Here is a 19,634-nt window from a genome sequence, read left to right as displayed (position 1 = left end):
AGGTTTATATAAGAAAAAATGGCCGCAATCACTTGATCACGATGTTTAAGCCCTTTATCCGTCAACGAAACATCAATCTCAAATATCCCTGAGTTTCTGTCCTCCTTAGGACTTGCACTTGCACTGATTGACTCGATTAGCCCCTGTTTCTGCAACCAATCAGATAATGTATTTTGGCTGCGGTTACTAATCAAATAACTGATATAGTCATCTGATTTACTGCGAAAATCTGCACTGTTATCCGCGATATTAAAGACAAGGCGCAATGACTTCTGAGGCTGGGCAGGCACATAATGGATAATGATGCCTTTCTCTTTCGCTGTCACCGCCGGAGCGGTAATGGCGGGTACGGCAGCATGCCGATTGGGGATACGCCCCAACGTTTCCGCCGCAATGTGTGCCAATTTATCGATTGATTGGTTACCGTACACAACACCTTTCATTAAATTGGCAGAGTAATAACGCTGGTAAAAATCGACTAATGCGGTCTGTAACTTACTGCCGGGTTTATCTTTCAGGGTTTCCAGATTTCCACCGTCAAAACGGGCATTGGGATGGGCTGGATTGATAGTTTCCGCGCGAATCTGGCCAATGCGATAACTATCGCTCGCACGGGCTATCGTCATTTCATTATCAACGGCATGACGTTCACGATCGGCATGCTTCGGGTCCAGCAATGGCTCTGCAAGAGCATCAGCCAAACGATCCACCGCTTCTTTCAAGGAGCCATTTTCAACGTCCAAATAGTATATCGTACTGCTAGACCCGGTGCTGGCATTACGGCTCCCGCCATGTTTTTGCAAAAACTCGGCAAAACCACCTGCCTGAGGGTAGCGTTTAGACCCCATCAATACCATGTGTTCCAGATAATGCGCTAAACCAAGTTGGTTATCCGGATTTTCCATGTGGCCCACCGGAAGCGCAACGGCAGCCAATGATTTAGCGGCTTTTTTATCAGAAACCAGTAATACCGTCATGTCATTTTGCAATTGAATCACTTTATATTGGCGAGGATCACGAGGGCTTTTATTAATTGTATCCGGCAAGGGTTGCCATAATGAGGATTGGGCATTGGCCGTCGCGCCAAAAAGGAGCACACATAACACCATCGCGATACGGATAATATATTTAGGCATCACCTTATATTCTCCCAATTTATTTAAACAATACGCCATTTGAATAACATGCCATCGGCAACAAATAGCTCTGTGTTTCTTGCTTGATACGTTCCAAAAGAGACTGATCAACGTGCCGGAAAGCTCGCTGTATATAATGGTCAGCGCTTTCCCCTTTTCTGTCGTGCGTTCCCTGCCATTGCTCTATTAACTTATTTTCAGCATTACATTGAGTTTCCTCACTGAAATCTATTGCCAAACTTTCCTTGTTAAAACAACCTTCCAACCACGCCCAACCACTGCGGCAAAACAGGGGAAGCGGTTCAGACATTCCTTGAAAATAACCATCTATCAACTGATTCAAGTATTTTTTCGCTTCATTTGAATTGAGAGGAGAAAAACGACATTCTGTGCCTTTTTTCTTCTCTTTTCCTCCTGTGCCATACATGCGGCTTTCGCTAGTGCCACCGGAAAGACAGTAAGCAAGGTGCTCAATCCATAATTGGATACCATCACTGGCAGTTAAATTTGCTGGCCGCCAACGTAAGATTCCATCAGGCTGTACCTGATTAATTTTTCCGACCAGCAATACATTGCTTAATTCCTGATATAAATCGACGGAAAAAGACTCCGTTAGCTCCTCGCGCACTTTATCTGCCAATGGTTGCATGCTTTCCAGCTGTGTCTTCCAATAAACCTCCCCAAAGGCACCATAAGGCAAACCTCCCGAAGCCCGGAGATGATGAAATAAAGATTCAGGTGGCCCTTGCTCTATCAAAATATTCAGTAGTAATTGGTTAAATTGGTAGCGCTGCAAATTATCCAATACAAAAGGCTCTTCTTCCGGCAATTCCATCTCTTCTATGACAAAGTGAACTTTCAGCCTTTGTTGGAAAAAAGCCCGGACGGGATGTCGATAAAAACGGATCAATTCATCCAACGAAACTTCTTTTATTTCGCTGCGATCAAATGCAATTGGCTGACCAAAATCCATTGCTGAAATTCCCTGCTGAGTTGCCGCAGGTAACCATTCTGAGGCATAACTTTGGGCATAATGGTCAGGCAGAAAGTTTTCTGTCGCAAAAGGCACACGAGTATGCTGTAACAACAGATGGTTCCTGACGTTTTTTGCACTCTCATCCACATTCTGCATTTCATCGCCGATCAGGCAAAAGCTCTGGCAAACATAATCCAATAGCTCATTAACCAACACGGAGGGATTGCATTCAGTATCGTCCCGGATCGATTTACCGATGTAACTGATGTAAAGAAATTGCTCAGCAGAAGCCAGTGCCTCCAGAAATAGATAACGGTCATCATCACGTCGTTTTCTATCTCCGCGTTGCATTTTTTCTGCCATGAGATCAAACCCAAGCGGCGGGATCGTTCGCGGATAAATCCCATCATTCATTCCCAACAAGCAAACAACCTTAAAGGGAATAGAACGCATAGGCATCAGGGTGCAGAAATTGAGTGATCCCGCTAAAAAACGCTGGCTAATCTTCTCGTCATCAAAACGGAGCGCCAATTCATCACGCAGCAGAACCAAGGGAATACTTTCTTCATAATGTGCATTCAATCCATGTTCGATGACCTTTTGCCATTGTTGGGTAATCAATGCCAATACCAGCTCAATTTCATCGTCTGATTCGAAAAAGGTTTCCAGCATCTGTGGGCATACCGCCAGCCAATCCGACAACGTCTGTTCTTCACCCAGAATTTTGCGCCAATGGTTCAATTCCATTAAAAACTCAGCCAATTGCCCCGCCAGTTCGGCCGCAAGGCCGCTGGACTCATCATAGGGCAAAACGTCACTCCACGGGCCAACCTGGCTGTCCATTGCATAACCCAATAGCATCCGTGTTAAACCAAAACGCCAGGTATTTTGCCCGGTTGCAGGTAAAGATAACTCTTCAATATTATCGTCATCCAACCCCCAGCAAATACCAGACTCTTTCACCCAACGGCGTAATAAACGCAACCCTTCTTCCTGAATTGAGAATTTGCTGGCCAGAGCAGGCACTTCCAATAATGCCAGCACTTGCTCAGCGGTAAATCTGCTCTGTGGTAAATCCAGTAACGTAATAAATGCTTGCAAAACAGGGTGTGCCTGACGCGCTTTTCGGTCAGAAATTGCAAAGGGAATATAGCGTTCTTCAGGTGCATTACCAAAAACAGCCTGAATGTAGGGTGCATAGCTGTCAATATCGGCCATCATCACGATAATATCCCGTGGTGTCAGCAAAGGATCATCATCCAATAAATGCAAAATTTGATCTTGCAAGACTTCTATTTCCCTTTGCGGGCTATGGCATGAATGAAATGTCAGCGAGCGATCTTCACTGTTAAGCGGACGTTTTTTCAGGCTGTTTTTAAATGTATCTTCCGTAGAGCCAATTTGCGCATGATCTTCAAGATTAAGGATATCTTGTTGGATTTGATGCAAAATGCAGTCAGGCTCCAATTCAACAAAAGCATGAATATCAGAATCTGGCTCCAGCTGTGACAGCAGATAAAGGTTATCCCTGCCTAATTTCCCCCACGATGCCAGCAATGGATTATTCAAACTTTGTTCGCCATCTTCATTAAAAAGCGATGATGCATTTTCCGGATCCTTGAATCGCTCCATTGAATGGCTATTTTTGTAATGTTTAGGTTTACGGCTATTTAGTCTGGCGAGAAATGCATAACTCTGGATATCCCCCCAATAATATTGGCACGGGTTAGTAAACATGAGATGAATATCAATATGTTTCCCCAGCGCTTTAAATACTTGCAGGTAAGCGGGTGGCAATGAAGAGATCCCACAGATGAAAATGCGCGAAGGTAACTTTTCCAATGGAAAATTGCCTTCCTCCAGTGTGGCGATAAATCGTTCATATAAGTTAGCACGGTGCCACAAAGGCTGTTGTAACTGGCGGGTATATTCCGTCAGCTCAGACCATAACTTTTGTTGCCACAATTGATTATTGCTCAGTCCATCAATGAATTGACCATTTTCCCAATGTTCTAACCACTGCGGGCGATAAACCAAATATTGGTCGAATAAATCAGCTATGCGGCCTGCCAATTGGTGGATCTTACGTTTATCAATATCTTGATCGAGATAGTGCCCAAGTGACAAAAATTCCGGTTCTGCCAACAAGGTTGGCAACAATGTCATTAACTTCCATTTCATTGCATCCTTGCTAAAAGCACCTTCTTTGGGAACATTGGGCAATATTTGCGTGAACATCTGCCAAATAAAAGTCGCAGGAAGGGGAAATTCCATGTTTGCGGCAATGCCCAGCTTTTCTGCCATTTGGATCTGCAACCACTGTGACATCCCCGGGCTTTGAACCAGAATTACCTCTTTGTCAAATGGGTTGGAAAGGGGGTTTTCCCCTATCAATATCGCCATCAATTCCTTGAGGATATCGAGTTGATTTGAATGATAAACTCTAAACATCAATGCTCCCATCTGCACAAAACCAGCGCTCTAATTTACTTGGTTTATTGTAAGATACTGTCAATTTAACGGTTACCCGATAGCATCCCAAAGAATGAAATTCCCGTTGAAATTCGATTTTCCACTTTTGCCTTAACGCCATTTCTTCCTTTGCGTCATTAGATTCAATCTGCCCTTCCAAACGCTCATATTGTTCCAATTGGTTATAGGCATATCTCACAGCCTTGAGTTGCTCCCAATATTGCTGGAAGTTTGCAGATAAGGCTTGGTGGTAACGCATTAATCCCAATAAAGAAATCGCAAAAATAACGGATGCCACCATAACTTCCGGCAAACTCATCCCTCTTTGCTGCCTGGACCGACAAAATATTTTCATGACCAAATATCTATAATCATATATTCGAAATCACATATTAATAATCACATTTTCATAAACAAATGCTATAAACATGTATTCACAAACAAAAGCCAGCCTGAGAAACAGGACAAAAATCCAGCCAACCACTTTCAACGGGGGTTAGCTTAATAGAAATAAGTGAATTTTGGTTTACTTGGTTTGCCTGCTTTACCTGTTTCATCCATTGATAAAGTTCAATCTTCTCTCGCGATGTGAGTTGAGCGATGCCTTTTAATAGAAAAAGAGTGTCCGAATAACGTTTAAGACAACTTTTCAAGTGAAATTCAGGTTGTTGTAAACAGAGCCAATCTCCTGTCTCTTGATGGTCAACTTGCCATAATTGCACTTTTCCCCATGCTAATGATGATTCAGCTCGTAAAAAGGCGTTTAAATAATTTTGTTCGTCCACCATCATAAGCATGGCATTTTCCTGTTGATAATGGAGCGCTTTCAACATCATTAAACTCAATGCCAACAACATCATGATAGATACCAACAAAATATTTCCCTGTTGCTTACCTGCTAGCTGTTTCCCGTTATTTTTGTCTGTGCTCACTTTTTGCCATCTATTTTTCATTCCCTGATATTACGCAACCTGATCACTGTTCGCTGACGATGTAGAACGGATGGCGACTTCAACCAATGAGTGGCAATAAATAAAGTAATAAAGACTCCGCCTCCTTTTGCCTGCGATTTTTCAAACCGGAAAGTATCAACCACAACCTCTTTGGGATCGAATAACCTCTCCCAACCACTTTCCTGGCAATTTGCCGCTCCTCTTTTCCACTCAAGAGCACGATTGTTTAAGCGGTAACCAAAAAATTCAGATTCGGTATGTTCTGGCTTTTCCCAGCGATCATTAAGATTGAGATCAAAAGCCACAATAATGCAGGAATTAGCCGGCTCTGTATTTTTATTTTTAATTACCAACGATTCTCCCTCACATAATTTTATATTCTGACAATAGCCGGCACGCCTAATATCTTTCTCCATTAAATGAACAGTTCTGTTAACTAAATAATTCAACCGATATTTTCGATACAGTTCGAGAACTTGATTTGATAAAACTGGATACGTTTTTGTCATGGCAATAAAAATAACACTACTAATTAGCATTGCTATGATAATTTCCAACAACGAATACCCGGCTTGTTTTTTCTTGCAACAGAAACTCGCTGGCTTCATGGATTTTTTATTCCTTCACAATTAGGAAGCTGACTCATTGTATTGCTGCACGTCCTAATCCTGCCTCGACCTGAAATTACCACGCTAATTTCATCGGCGGAGTTAGCCAATATAAAACTGGCAGGCATAGCTGTATTTCTGATGCCATAAAAATCAATACGATTTGTCGTAGATGATGGCAAAATCACATCATCATAAGGAGAATTAAGCTGTTCACCATCATTTTCTTCACAATCAGAAACCTTGGTGACTGAAGAAACTAAACACCATGATTCCCCCGACACCAGCCATAATGTACGTTCCTGATTAAGGTAATTTGCCAGAGCTTGTTGCCTTTCCATAAAAGACAACACATTATTTACTGCTGACTGTATCCGCAGGCGATTCTGGTATTTACCCCAATAATATAACCCCCAGGATAAACTGATAGAAAGAATGAACATTCCTATCAATAATTCCAATAATGTAAAACCTGATTGCTCATTGTTCGTTTTTATTATGCTTTTTGTCATTGTGTTTCTTGGTCATTATATTTTCCTCATCAGTGCACACTCTATTTTAAGCATGCTTTTTCTTCTGACAGGGAATATCTTTTATTCACAGAACAATGAAAAGGAGCTTTATTAAATTACTTGAAGGGCTTTCAGGAAAAAATAACCATAGAACAGTTTTTTCATTTTATTTGCGAAGTGAAACGCAAAAATCACAGATGGCTCATTTTTAATGTTGAGCCCCTCTGAGAATAAATGTAAAAAGAGCAGGCAAAACCCGCTCTTTAACAATTTGCTATTGATTTTGGAACCTATGCCCAATGAATTTCAAGGTGCAGCGTTGTTGGCTGCACCTTGAAGGGAGGCAGTTATTTGATTCTTAAATCGCAACCGGGGCTTTGATGCCTGGGTATGGGTCGTAATCCATAATTTCAAAGTCTTCGAATCGGTAATCAAACAGTGATTCTGGTTTACGCTTAATTACCAATTTAGGCAATGCGCGCGGCGCGCGGCTTAACTGGAGGTTGGTTTGTTCCAGGTGATTGCTGTAAAGGTGGGTATCACCGCCAGTCCAGACAAAATCACCAACTTCCAGAGAGCACTGTTGAGCCATCATATGTACTAATAGAGCATAACTCGCAATATTGAACGGCAGCCCTAAGAATACATCACAGGAACGTTGGTAAAGCTGGCAGGATAGCTTTCCGTCTGCGACGTAGAATTGGAAGAAAGCATGACATGGCGCCAATGCCATTTTATCCAACTCTCCGACATTCCATGCAGAAACGATGATTCGGCGTGAATTAGGGTCGCTTTTCAATTGTTCAATAACCTGAGTTAATTGATCGATTTGGCGGCCATCTGCTGCGCCCCAAGCACGCCATTGTTTACCGTAAACAGGCCCCAAATCCCCATTTTCATCAGCCCATTCATCCCAAATGCTTACGCCATTTTCATGCAAATATTTGGTATTGGTATCTCCATTCAGAAACCACAGGAGTTCATGAATTATGGAACGAATATGGCAACGCTTGGTTGTGACTAATGGAAAACCTTCTTGCAAATTGAAACGCATCTGATGACCAAAGATAGAAAGCGTTCCCGTACCTGTACGATCACCTTTTGCTGTGCCTTCTTCAAGCACTTTTTTCATTAAATCCAGATACTGTTTCATTTTGCCTCTTGTATCTTATTATCAGGAGTTTTATTGCGGGGACATTTATATGCCCATACCATCATTAAAATACCCATTAAAATCATCGGGACGGAAAGGATCTGCCCCATACTAATTCCTTCAAACAACCCGAGTTGTGCATCAGGCTGGCGGAAAAATTCGACTATGATGCGGAATGCACCGTAACCAATCAGGAACAAGCCCGAAACGCTCCCCATCGGACGTGGTTTGCGGATAAATAAATTGAGGATGATAAACAGGACGATGCCTTCAAGTACCATTTCATATAGCTGTGACGGGTGGCGAGGCAGAACGCCATATTTTTCCAGAACCGGCCATAAAGAGGGATTAAGTGTAGCTTGTGCAATGTCTTCACTACGGGAGCCAGGAAACAGCATTGCCCAAGGCGTATCAAGAGTAACCCTTCCCCACAATTCACCATTGATGAAATTACCGATGCGCCCCATTCCCAAACCAAAGGGAACCAGTGGAGCAACGAAATCTGCGACCTGCAAGAAGTGGCGCTTAGTGCGGCGTGAAAACCACCACATAGCACATATCACCCCTACCAAGCCACCGTGGAAAGACATGCCTCCATCCCAAACTTTGAATAGGTAAAGAGGATCATGAAGGAACATTGGAAGGTTATAGAACAGGACGTAACCGAGCCGTCCACCGATAAATACCCCGACAAACCCTGCATACAGCAAGTTTTCGACTTCGTTCTTGTTCCAGCCACTGTTTGGCTTTGCTGCGCGGCGATTTGCCAGCCACAGGGCAAAAACAAAACCCACAAGATACATAAGACCGTACCAGTGGAGAGATACGGGCCCAATTGAAAATATGACAGGGTCAATATTAGGAAATGCAAGATAGCTTGTGCTCATCGTTCCCCACTAATAATAATGTTGTGTGAATGATATAGTGAATTTTCTTTCGCAAATGAATTATATTGCTCGAATAACTCAAGGCAAATAATTGCAAATAATAGCATAGGTCACTTATATCCCCACCTGCCCAAGGAGAGAATTTACAGCAACTTTCACGGAATTGATTACGTTTGCGCGGAAAGGCGTCTACCCGAAGATAGGCTAAATACCACCCCGGATAAGCCCTCCCACACCTTTGGCTTCCATAAATTCGGCTACCATGCTCTTAACTTCCTGACTGGTTTCAGCTTGCAATACTACACTGATAAGATGCTCAAGCTCGCTGGCTTCCAAATGACGCAGTAAATACTTGATACGCGGAATGCTCCGGCCGCTCATGCTCAGACTCCGGTAACCCAGACCAAGCAATATTAATGCCCCCATCGGTAGGCCAGCCATTTCGCCACATACACTCACCGGAAGATCAAGGCGCTGGCACTCATCAACCGCCAGTTTTAAGGCGCGAATCACCGCAGGATGCAAATTGTCATATAACTGGGCTACATGGGTATTATTGCGATCTACCGCCAATAAATATTGGGTTAAATCATTCGATCCAATGGAAACAAAATCAATCCGTTTCTTTAGTTGCGGCAATAAAAAAATAGTTGAGGGGACTTCAAGCATGACACCAATTTGCGGCATGGCGACAGTACAGCCAACAGATTGTTCAACTTCAAATTTTGCTCTTTCTACCAGCTTGCGGGCCTCATCAATCTCCTCAATGCATGACACCATAGGCAAAAGTATTTTCAGATTGCCAATATGTACATTTGCTTTCAACATCGCCCTGAGCTGAATCAAAAAGATTTCCGGTTGATCCAGTGTGATGCGGATCCCCCGCCAGCCCAAGCAAGGGTTGTCTTCATTGATAGGCATGTAAGGGAGTTGTTTATCTGCACCGATATCCAATGTACGCAGCACAACGGGTTTATCAGGAAACAGTGTCAATATTTCCTGATAACGGTTCTTTTGCTCATCTTCTGAGGGAAAGCCGCTATGCAACATAAAAGGGATCTCAGTACGGTAGAGCCCGACGCCGTCGATGCTATCCACTATTTGCTGCTCATGTTTTAAGCTCAAACCTGCGTTTAGCTGCACCAGTACTCGCTCCCCGCTTTTGAGCTGTGCCGGTTGCTGTTGTTCCCCTTCCGCCAATTTGCTGAGAACCAGCTCTTCTTCAATGATCTGCTGATATTCATGGGCAATCAACGGCTCTGGCTCGATAAAAATTTCTCCGCGATAACCATCAAGAATAATAGTCCGGCTGTGCAGTAGCTCAGGTTGGATGTCAGCCCCCATAATAGCGGGAATCCCCATGGCACGAACCAGTATGGCAGAGTGGGAGTGAGTTGCCCCATCCCGCACAATAACACCGACTAGCTGCTCTTGCGGCATCTCAGCCAACAAATTAGCACTGAGTTCATCAGCAACCAGAATAAAACGCTCAGGCCATTGAGCCGCATGATTAAACGAATCATCCAAATGGAACAGCACCCGCTGCCCAAGCGCACGCAAATCAGACGCCCTTTCCCGCATGTAAGGATCTTGCAGGCTGGCAAATTGCTCCGCGTATTTTTCAATCACGGTTTTGACAGCCCACTCAGCCACAAAACCATTATCAACGGAACAAAACAGATCTTGCTTGAGCTGGGGATCGTTTAATAAATGAGAATAGAGATCGAAAATAGCGGCGCTTTCTTTTTGTGAGCTGGTGGTAAAGCGCTTGCTGATACGCCTGCATTCCGCCGTCGATTCTTCCAGAGCGCGGGTCAGCCTTAAGCGCTCAGCTTGGTAATCCAGCGTTGACGCCTCAAAAACTTGATCCAGTAAAGGTTGTGAGCGATCTTGCCATCCCTGCGCCATAACAATGCCGTTAGAAATAGCGAGAGCTTTAATGCGAGTTTGGCGATATTGACCAAATAGCCCCTTCGCCTGTGCTTGAGCAAGAATTACGGCAAGCTGCATCGCCAGCGTTACCATGAAAGATTCTTCACTTTCATCGAAAAGGCGGCGTTCATGTTGCTGGACAACTAATATGCCTTGCAACTGCCGGCGATAAATAATCGGGACACCTAAAAAAGCCCGCAGGCTCTCTTCCCGTACTTGAGGAATATATTTGAAACTGGGATGGTCACGAATATCGGCGAGGTTGATTAATTCAGACAGGCGCCCGACTTCACCCACTACGCCTTCATCAAAGGCCAAGCTAATTACCCGCTCTTTGGGTTTCCTTAACCCCTTGGTTGCCATCAGGTAATAACACTGTCGCTGATGATCTGCCAGATAAATAGAACAAACATCAGTGTGCATGGCCTGGCAGGTTTCATTGACCAGCAGCTCAAGCGCTTCAGATAAATTGGCTGTCATCGCAACCTTTTCAACAATTTCCCGTAAGCGCATGAGCATAACTGTTACCTAACTTCTTCTACGACGATGTAAATAGGGTGGATAATATTGTTGTGAAGCGGGCTCCTGCATTGGCATTACAATGGAAGAGAATTCTTTCATCACACGGCGATACACATCCCGTTTAAAAGAAACCACCTGCCGGACAGGATACCAATAGCTAACCCAACGCCAGCCATCGAACTCAGGTGTATTGCTGCGCTGCACATTAATATCTGCTTCATTACACTGCAACTGTAATAAAAACCAACGTTGCTTTTGCCCAATACAAACAGGCTTTGTATCCCAACGCACCAAACGCTTGGGTAATTTGTAACGCAACCAATTCCGGGTTGAGGCAAGAACCCGAACATCTTTGCGACTTAAACCAACTTCTTCGAATAACTCGCGATACATCGCTTGTTCTGGTGATTCCCCTGGATTGATACCCCCCTGAGGAAACTGCCAGGAATGCTGCCCATAACGGCGAGCCCATAAAACTTGCCCTTGGCGATTACAAATTACAATTCCTACATTCGGGCGGTAGCCATCATCATCGATCACCAGACTACCTCTCGATAAAACAAATTTGAAAAGATAGCTAATTGTTTCACACTCATCTCAAGCGGTAAACCTCTATGATTAGACTTTGCAGGCGTAACCTAAGTCTCTACAATACCCCCATCTCAACGGGGTGCGGCTATAGTAAAATCATGCAGCTGAGAATAAACCCGTCGAACCTGAACCGGCTAGTACCGGTGTAGGGATTTGGGACGCTAATAATTGATAATTAATTAAATATATTTCATTTAGCACCTTCTCAAATCCTTTGCCAATCGACTAATAACGAATGTTAGTAACGACAGGAGAGCAAAGTGTTTAAGAAATTATTTTCCCGCTTAATTGCCATCAGTACACTATCTATCTCTGCCAGTGTTTTTGCCCAGGAAGCCCAAGTAAAGCCCACACTGACAGTTTATACTTATGATTCGTTTGCCTCTGAATGGGGGCCAGGGCCTGCCATCAAAAAGGCATTCGAAGCAGAATGTCATTGTGAGCTGAAACTTGTTGCTCTGGAAGATGGGGTATCCCTGCTGAACCGCTTGCGAATGGAAGGCAAGAAAACGCCGGCAGATATCATACTGGGGCTGGATAACAACCTGCTTCAGGCCGCTCAGCAAACCGGATTATTCACGCCAAGCCATGTTGATACGTCAAAACTGAAATTACCTATCGCATGGAAAAACACCACATTTATCCCCTACGATTACGGTTATTTTGCCTTTATTTACAACAAGAATACTTTACCTCATCCGCCCAAAAGTATGGATGAACTCGTCAATGGGCACCAGAATTTGAAGATTATTTACCAAGACCCTCGCACCAGTACCCCGGGCTTGGGGCTGCTACTGTGGATGCAAAAACTTTACGGAGAAAAAGTTTCAAAAGAATGGCAAAAAGTTGCCAAAAAGACACTGACCGTCAGCAAAGGCTGGAGTGAATCCTATGGTCTGTTCCTGAAAGGTGAAGGTGATATGGTGCTGAGCTATACCACATCTCCGGGCTATCACATCATGTCAGAGAAAAAAGATAATTATGCGGCAGCCATATTTAATGAAGGCCACTATTTACAAATAGAAGTAGCAGCACAATTAGCTTCAAGCAAACACCCTGAATTGGCACAGAAGTTCATGAAATTCATGATTTCACCGGCATTTCAGCAAGTTATTCCGACCACTCAATGGATGTATCCCGTGATTGATATTCCTTTGCCTGATGTTTTCAAACAACTTCCTGTTCCTGAAAAATCACTGCTATTCAATGCGGATGAAGTGGCAAAAAATCGTACAAAATGGATCCGTACATGGCAAAGTTCAGTAAGCCGTTAATTACAGGTTGGCTATTGCCGGGGGTTATAGCCTCCGGCCTGCTGACTACCGTTGCCTTGTCAGCATTTGGCGCTCTGTGGCTCAATGCGCCGGACAGCGATTTGCTGGAGTTTTTGCACGATAGCTACCTCTGGCATGTGATTCGCTTCACTTTCTGGCAAGCATTCTTATCTGCTGTATTATCAGTGTTCCCTGCCATTTTCCTTGCAAGGGCGCTCTACCGCCGCAATTTTCCGGGGAAAATGCTGTTTCTGCGCCTATGCGCCATGACGCTAATCCTTCCCGTTTTAGTTGCACTGTTTGGCATTCTTACCGTTTATGGTCAAACAGGCTGGCTGGCAACAGTTTCGGGCTGGCTGGGTCTTGAATATCGTTTTACGCCTTACGGTTTACAAGGGATTCTACTGGCTCACATATTCTTCAATATGCCGATGGCAACGCGCCTGTTGCTGCAAGCACTGGAAAGTATTGCCATTGAACAACGCCAGCTCGCGGCTCAGCTTGGCATGAGCGAATGGCAGCATTTTCGTTTTGTAGAATGGCCTTATCTGCGCCGCCAAATTCTGCCAACGGGCGCCCTGATTTTTATGTTGTGCTTTGCCAGTTTTGCCACCGTTCTTACGTTAGGTGGCGGCCCGGCAGCAACTACCATCGAACTGGCCATTTATCAGGCTCTCAGTTACGACTACGATCTTGGTCATGCAGCCCTGCTTGCCCTGATACAGCTCTTTTGTTGCCTCGGCTTGGTTCTTCTTAGCCAAAAAATTAAAGGCGCGCTGTCTGTGGGTTATGGTCACCAACAACAATGGCGCAATCCACAAGATTCATGGCTACAAAAACTTTCTGATGGTCTACTGATTTGCCTGGCTCTATTGCTTTTACTCCCTCCCCTATTTGCCGTTATTTCCGATGGATTGAATAGCGGTCTTTTCATGGTTTTGCGCCAGCCGGCTTTATGGCAGGCTCTGACAACGTCCATCATTATTGCGCTTGGTGCGGGGTTAGTGTGCGTCATCCTGACCATGATGCTGCTGTGGAGCAGCCGGGAATTGCGCCTGCGTCATGCTCTCCGTTGGGCACAAACGATGGAAATCAGCGGATTGCTGATCCTGGCTATGCCAGGAATTGTCCTTGCCACCGGTTTTTTCCTTTTGTTGAATACAACCGTCGGTATTCCTCAGTCCCCCTATGGGTTGATTATTCTGACCAATGCGTTGATGGCGATCCCCTACGCCCTCAAAGTATTGGAAAACCCCATGCGTGATCTGGCAGAACGTTACAACCCGCTCTGCCACTCTCTCAATATTCAGGGAATTCATCGCCTACGCTGGATAGAACTTAAGGCGCTGAAAATTCCATTGGCTCAGGCGCTGGCTTTCGCCAGTGTGTTATCAATTGGGGATTTTGGTGTAGTCGCTTTATTTGGCAACGAAGATTTCCGCACTTTACCTTATTACCTTTATCAACAAATTGGGGCATATCGTAGTCAGGATGGTGCAGTAACCGCATTTCTGCTGCTTCTCCTGTGTTTTATTCTGTTTACCCTCATTGAACGTTTACCGGGCCGACACCATGATTAAACTTGAAAATGTCTCATACCATTATGAGCACCTTGCCATGCAGTTTGATGTGGCGGTTAAAGCCGGAGAGCGAATCGCGATCCTCGGCCCTAGCGGGGCGGGTAAAAGCACATTACTGAGTTTAATTGCGGGATTTCAGTTTCCGGAGCAAGGTGATATCTGGCTTGATGGAAAAAACCATACAAAAACCCCGCCTTCCAAACGGCCTGTTTCGATGTTGTTTCAGGAAAATAATCTTTTCTCCCATTTAACCATTGAGCAAAATATGGGATTAGGACTGCATCCCGGGTTGCGGCTGAATGCTGGGCAAAAACAAACCCTCCAGCAAATTGCCATTCAGGTATCATTGGAGGAATGCTTGCCTCGCCTGCCCGCCCAGCTTTCTGGCGGGCAACGCCAACGTGCAGCACTCGCCCGCTGTTTAATTCGACATCAGCCAATTTTATTGTTGGATGAACCCTTTTCGGCGCTTGATCCCGCTTTGCGTAATGAGATGTTGGAGCTGCTGGATCAAATATGCAATGAGCGACAAATTACGTTATTGATGGTTTCCCATAATCTTGATGATGCCGCGAAAATTGCACCGCGTTCGTTGCTGATTGTGGATGGAAAAATCCACTATGACGGAATGACAGAGAAATTGGTGAGTGGAGAAGCAAATGAAGCAGTCATTTTAGGTATCACCAACAGCTAAGCCGGAAAACCCTATAGTTTCCCCTCCCACAGGGTATCAAAATTAGAATTTCAAGATGCAGCCAACAAAGCTGCAACTTGAAAGATGGATATATGCAAAATATCACGATTATATTTTTGTAAATATAACATCAATAAAAAACTGAAAAACAATCTACTGATAAATATTAAATAAATAAAAACACCAATAATATTTCATTAAATACATTTCAATATTAACTTATATAAAATACAAAAAAACAACCTCAATTATTGGACTTTCTATATTTCATAGACTAAATGTTAATATAGTGATGATGGAAAAACAAAAATGAGAGAGGAGTTATGAGAGAAGATAAATTAAGTATTAGAAGATACAATTATATTCCTTATGATCCAAATCCAACGGATAGCTTTGAATTTGGTTTATCGGAAAAAAACTTAGATTATAGTTTATCGGAAAAAAACTTAGATTCAGATCGTGATGATAAATTAAATAGATCTATTTACGATTGTAAAAATAAACCTTACCAAGGAACTGAATTAATTCTAAAAGAAGGTCAGTATCCAAGTAAAGATCAATCAGCCAATGAAGTTTATGAACATCTTGGGAACATAGATAATTTTTATAAAAAAGTATTCGGTCGTAATTCGATTGACAACAGAGGCTTTAAAATCGTTGCTAATGTACATTTTGATATAGAATATGAGACTGCTTTTTGGTCTATTGATAAAAAACAAATTTTTTATGGCGAAGGTGATGCTTCTAGTGATCGGCAAGATTTCTATAGCTTCACCAGTTGTATAGATGTATCTGCTCATGCATTCGCCCATGGCATGATTCAATATGAATCTAAACTTAACTATGCCTTCGAAACAGGTGCACTGTGTGAATCTATTGCAGATGTGTTCGCGATTATGGTCAGGCAATACATAAATGAAGAAAAATCCGATGAGTCTAGGTGGTTGCTAGGCCGCGAATTGCTTGCCACGAGTTTAAATCCCCCCAATTATTCCTACCTTGGTATGCGTTCACTAAAGACCCCCGGACAAGCGAATATATGTGACCTTCAAGTCGCGCATATGGATGATTATAGAGTCTTGCCTGAGGTTTTTGACAACGGAGGAGTCCATATAAATTCAGGTATCCCAAATAAAGCATTTTATTTGCTGGCAACAGCGTTAGGGGGTTATTCATGGAATATCGCCGGAAAAATTTGGTATAATGCATTAGTGGGTTCGAATTTAACATCTTCTACCACATTTAAGGACTTTGCATATATAACTGTTAGTAGAACAAGAGATAAATTTGGACAGCGTTTCGCTAATATTGTCGCTGATTCTTGGAGTCAAGTTGGGATCCATGTTTCATTATAAAGTTCTATCCCTCCAAAAATAACAGCATTAAAAAAACAATATGCAATTTTAAAAATGTTATAGGTAAATGATGTTTACATTTACTTAATGTATTTTCCTTACTCCTCACATTGTGAGGAGTAAGGTATATTATGGAATTGCATACTTATATATATAGCATATTTTAGATATCAATATAGATGAAATAGCCGGGCTAAGCCATCATACCTATCTTCATCTTTTTTTTCTTTTGCCTCTAAATGTAGAGCATATTTATCCCATATCAGACATCCATTCTCTTTCCAAGGAGGAGGAGCGGGATTTTTATCTTTCCAAAATTGTATTTTTTTAGCTACATTGGGGTTAGCTCTATTCCTGAAAATCCACCTTAATTCTCTTCCAACTATGCTTTTTTCAATTTCGGCCTTTTTGCTATTTAAACTTATAGGCACAAATCCATTATTATTGGAGTTACATTGATTTTTGTCATCATCCTCATGTATAACTAAATAAGATTTACTAATAATTTCTTTCATGTTGATGCCATCAAGTATAAAGTGCACATGAGCATCCTTTATTAATGGATCATTATTTATACTTACCCAAGATATTGCCCCCTTACATTTTCTCCCTATTATTTGCGTACTGTAATCTATTCTTTTCGTCACACTGCTGTATTTAGTATCACGTTCCAAATAGCTAAATAAACTTTCTTTATATCTTCTATAATTGTCATTGTTAATATATTTAAGCTTTGTTTCAACTTCCTTTTGATCTCGTATATCATTCGGATCTTCTGAACCGATGGATGTTTCAAGGAAATAATTAAAATTTTCCACTTCTAAAGGAATCAAATAATCACTCACCAGTGCTGGAGGATAGCTTTTATGCTCAAAATGAATCATTGCTTCACTAAAAGGAGAAGCACTATTAATATAATCATGGATTCCATCCATCAATCCATAGATTAAATCACCCTTGTAAAATTTTTCTCTAAATGGAAAATAGAATGGCATAAACCACCTCGCTTATATTTTATGGGCTCAGTTCTGTTATTTATATCATTCTGATTTTAAAAATAAAGTATTTAAGTGAGTAAACTATGATTGACAGTAAAATAGAATGGTGGCCCTAAAGTCCACCATTCAGCCTTTACTTACTTATCTCTACTGATTCAATTTTATATCGTTTAATGCCTCTTTCTTATAAACCACTAAATTTTCACGATTTTGCTCAGGTCTATGCCCATGCCAAAATAACATCATACCTTCTGGAGCAGGTTCAATTTCCTCAGATAGAACCATCAGCCACTCGCACTTCTCAGGTGTATCAAATTTATTCTGTTTATGCAGTAAGATATGAGCGTAGTAATAAAGCATCGGAGATTCAGATTCACCGACATTATATGACGCCATACATTGGTTTTTCTGATATGTTCCGGAAATCTTCTGCTTTAGATCAGTAAAGACATCCTGATAGCCTTTGGCATAGTCAATCCAGCCAACAAATAAAGTAAAGACTATGCCCCAAACCGTGGCGATGCCCAAAACCCAATTTTGAGCTGCGCGCAATGCAGGAGATTGGGAAATGATCCGGTTTTTCACGATCCATACCGCTGTAATCAAAACTGCAAAACTAAATGTTACTGCCGAAAAATGCATTTGATAACTCATTGGCAGCCATCGGCCCAATGGCTCCAGCCAATGTCTGTAATCGTTGGAAAACAATAAGAAATAACTGCACCATAAAAAGATGATCAGAAAAGTCCAAAGACTGGATGCAAATATGCTGAAATATTTGTAGATCCTTTCCGGTAATTTCATGAAGACCTCGGTGCCCAATATAGCCATTGGTGCAATAAAGGGTAATAAGTATAATGCACGACCAGAAGCAGATATTTGCAATATAGCAACACCTAATACAGCAAATGCTGCACAGAGGAAATAATGTTCATCTAACAGAGCCTTAATGGGATGTTTTAATATAAAAATTAAAGCCAATATTCCTGACGGCAGAGCAAAAAACAGGACAGCTTCAGGAATGAGTGTCAATTTATTTCTGGCACCAAGATCTTCAACCGAGAAACCTAAAAAGCGGCCAATGTTATTATCCCAAAACCAGACTTTAAATAAATCCGGATATTCGATAAATAACAGAACTGGCCACGGCATAATTAAAACTAGTGCAATAATCCCTGACAAGATAGTATTAGACCAGTATTGTTTAGATCTGCAAGATTTAAACAAAACAGGTGCCAGAATAAGGCAAATCCATAATAATCCCGGAATAAATACGCCTTTTGATAACAGGGTTGCAGCCGTCCCCGTCGTTAGCCACAAACAGGAATAAGCTATTTTTTCTTTTTTGATTAATCCCAGAAGCCCATACAAGCCAATAACCGTTCCTGCCATCAACGCAGTATCGGTAAACATATCATGACTATGGCGAACTAATCCGGGAGCACTGGCATACAGGGCAAAAGCAACCCATATTCGTTTATCGGTAAAATTCTTGATATCAAATACACGGCGGGCCAAAAGAATAAAAAAAGAAAAATTGATTATGGAGAATAATAAGGAGGCTGTTCTGGCTGCATCATGCATTGGAAGCCAAGGAGATAATAGATGTATGAATGTTGTTGCTGTCCAATAATATAGTGGCGGTTTCTCCATAAAAGGTTGGCCTGCGTTAATTGGAACCAACCAGTTTCCGGTTTCATACATAGTTTGAATAATACCAAAACTATAATTTTCATCTTGTTTCCAAGGTGTGTGCCCATAAATACCCGGTAACAGATAAAGCAGCATAAAAACTATAAATAACAGTAAGGCTTTGATATCTGTCTGACTCAACTTATTAAGGTTATTCATCAATATTTACCAAGCGAAATTAATATTTATTTATTCCATAAAAAAACGTCAAGCATAGTAGACAATTGAGAATAATAACAAAAGGCTTTGAAATGCGATGACGCAACCATACTTAATGGTCAATATTCACCTTTTATCTA

General features: G+C 42.3%; 16 protein-coding genes and 1 riboswitch. Of the genes, 4 read left to right on the top strand and 12 right to left on the bottom strand.

The window, feature by feature from the left end; translation table 11 throughout:
* From FE392_RS07155 to rppH, 10 genes are all read right to left on the bottom strand, one after another.
* The coding region (locus FE392_RS07155; RefSeq protein WP_319929539.1) for an insulinase family protein at positions 1 to 1,136 on the bottom strand (1,136 nt) is incomplete at its 3' end.
* Positions 1,137 to 1,155: 19 nt separating this feature from the next.
* Positions 1,156 to 4,563: an exodeoxyribonuclease V subunit gamma gene (recC, locus tag FE392_RS07150; protein WP_319929538.1), complete on the bottom strand. Its 3,408-nt coding sequence runs from the start codon at positions 4,561 to 4,563 to the stop codon at positions 1,156 to 1,158.
* On the bottom strand, positions 4,556 to 4,939 hold the full coding sequence (locus FE392_RS07145; protein ID WP_319929537.1) for a prepilin-type N-terminal cleavage/methylation domain-containing protein: 384 nt from the start codon (positions 4,937 to 4,939) through the stop codon (positions 4,556 to 4,558). Before FE392_RS07145 ends, recC begins: the two co-directional genes overlap by 8 nt.
* 79 nt (positions 4,940 to 5,018) lie before the next feature.
* A complete protein-coding gene (locus tag FE392_RS07140; protein ID WP_319929536.1) occupies positions 5,019 to 5,537 on the bottom strand; it encodes a YgdB family protein in 519 nt (172 codons plus the stop codon).
* Positions 5,534 to 6,145 carry a prepilin peptidase-dependent protein gene (locus FE392_RS07135; protein ID WP_319929534.1) on the bottom strand — a complete coding sequence of 204 codons (612 nt, stop codon included), beginning with the start codon at positions 6,143 to 6,145 and terminating at the stop codon, positions 5,534 to 5,536. Before FE392_RS07135 ends, FE392_RS07140 begins: the two co-directional genes overlap by 4 nt.
* On the bottom strand, positions 6,142 to 6,657 hold the full coding sequence (locus FE392_RS07130; RefSeq protein WP_319929533.1) for a prepilin peptidase-dependent protein: 516 nt from the start codon (positions 6,655 to 6,657) through the stop codon (positions 6,142 to 6,144). The genes FE392_RS07135 and FE392_RS07130 overlap by 4 nt, the downstream gene beginning before the upstream one ends.
* Before the next feature lie 358 nt (positions 6,658 to 7,015).
* Positions 7,016 to 7,810: a thymidylate synthase gene (gene thyA, locus FE392_RS07125; protein WP_319929532.1), complete on the bottom strand. Its 795-nt coding sequence runs from the start codon at positions 7,808 to 7,810 to the stop codon at positions 7,016 to 7,018.
* Positions 7,807 to 8,697, bottom strand: a complete 891-nt coding sequence (gene lgt / locus FE392_RS07120) for a prolipoprotein diacylglyceryl transferase (RefSeq protein WP_319929531.1) — start codon at positions 8,695 to 8,697, stop codon at positions 7,807 to 7,809. The genes thyA and lgt overlap by 4 nt, the downstream gene beginning before the upstream one ends.
* Positions 8,698 to 8,901: 204 nt before the next feature.
* A complete protein-coding gene (ptsP, locus tag FE392_RS07115; RefSeq protein WP_319929530.1) occupies positions 8,902 to 11,148 on the bottom strand; it encodes a phosphoenolpyruvate--protein phosphotransferase in 2,247 nt (748 codons plus the stop codon).
* A gap of 9 nt (positions 11,149 to 11,157) precedes the next feature.
* Positions 11,158 to 11,691, bottom strand: coding sequence for an RNA pyrophosphohydrolase (rppH, locus tag FE392_RS07110; protein WP_319929529.1), 534 nt, complete (start codon positions 11,689 to 11,691; stop codon positions 11,158 to 11,160).
* A 116-nt stretch (positions 11,692 to 11,807) separates the two neighbouring features.
* Positions 11,808 to 11,912, top strand: a riboswitch (TPP riboswitch).
* Between the two features lie 90 nt (positions 11,913 to 12,002).
* On the opposite strand from rppH, the gene thiB reads away from it, so the two are divergent.
* The 4 genes from thiB (at position 12,003) to FE392_RS07090 (ending at position 16,645) form a co-directional block, all read left to right on the top strand.
* A complete protein-coding gene (gene thiB / locus FE392_RS07105; protein WP_319929528.1) occupies positions 12,003 to 13,016 on the top strand; it encodes a thiamine ABC transporter substrate binding subunit in 1,014 nt (337 codons plus the stop codon).
* Entirely contained in the window at positions 12,992 to 14,596 is a 1,605-nt protein-coding gene (gene thiP / locus FE392_RS07100) for a thiamine/thiamine pyrophosphate ABC transporter permease ThiP (protein ID WP_319929527.1), read from the top strand. The genes thiB and thiP overlap by 25 nt, the downstream gene beginning before the upstream one ends.
* Positions 14,589 to 15,290 carry a thiamine ABC transporter ATP-binding protein ThiQ gene (gene thiQ, locus FE392_RS07095; RefSeq protein WP_319929526.1) on the top strand — a complete coding sequence of 234 codons (702 nt, stop codon included), beginning with the start codon at positions 14,589 to 14,591 and terminating at the stop codon, positions 15,288 to 15,290. Before thiP ends, thiQ begins: the two co-directional genes overlap by 8 nt.
* 323 nt (positions 15,291 to 15,613) lie before the next feature.
* Positions 15,614 to 16,645: a M4 family metallopeptidase gene (locus FE392_RS07090; protein ID WP_319929525.1), complete on the top strand. Its 1,032-nt coding sequence runs from the start codon at positions 15,614 to 15,616 to the stop codon at positions 16,643 to 16,645.
* 170 nt (positions 16,646 to 16,815) lie between these two features.
* Here FE392_RS07090 and FE392_RS07085 read toward each other — a convergent pair whose 3' ends face one another.
* Both FE392_RS07085 and FE392_RS07080 read right to left on the bottom strand, forming a co-directional pair.
* Positions 16,816 to 17,640 carry a hypothetical protein gene (locus FE392_RS07085; protein ID WP_319929524.1) on the bottom strand — a complete coding sequence of 275 codons (825 nt, stop codon included), beginning with the start codon at positions 17,638 to 17,640 and terminating at the stop codon, positions 16,816 to 16,818.
* A gap of 150 nt (positions 17,641 to 17,790) precedes the next feature.
* On the bottom strand, positions 17,791 to 19,494 hold the full coding sequence (locus FE392_RS07080) for an ArnT family glycosyltransferase (protein WP_319929523.1): 1,704 nt from the start codon (positions 19,492 to 19,494) through the stop codon (positions 17,791 to 17,793).
* Positions 19,495 to 19,634 lie beyond the last annotated feature (140 nt).

Source organism: Xenorhabdus santafensis, from assembly GCF_033949405.1.
Lineage (GTDB): Bacteria > Pseudomonadota > Gammaproteobacteria > Enterobacterales > Enterobacteriaceae > Xenorhabdus > Xenorhabdus santafensis.
The sequence above is the reverse complement of the archived record's forward strand: the minus strand, read 5'-3'. Positions and strand labels throughout refer to the sequence as shown.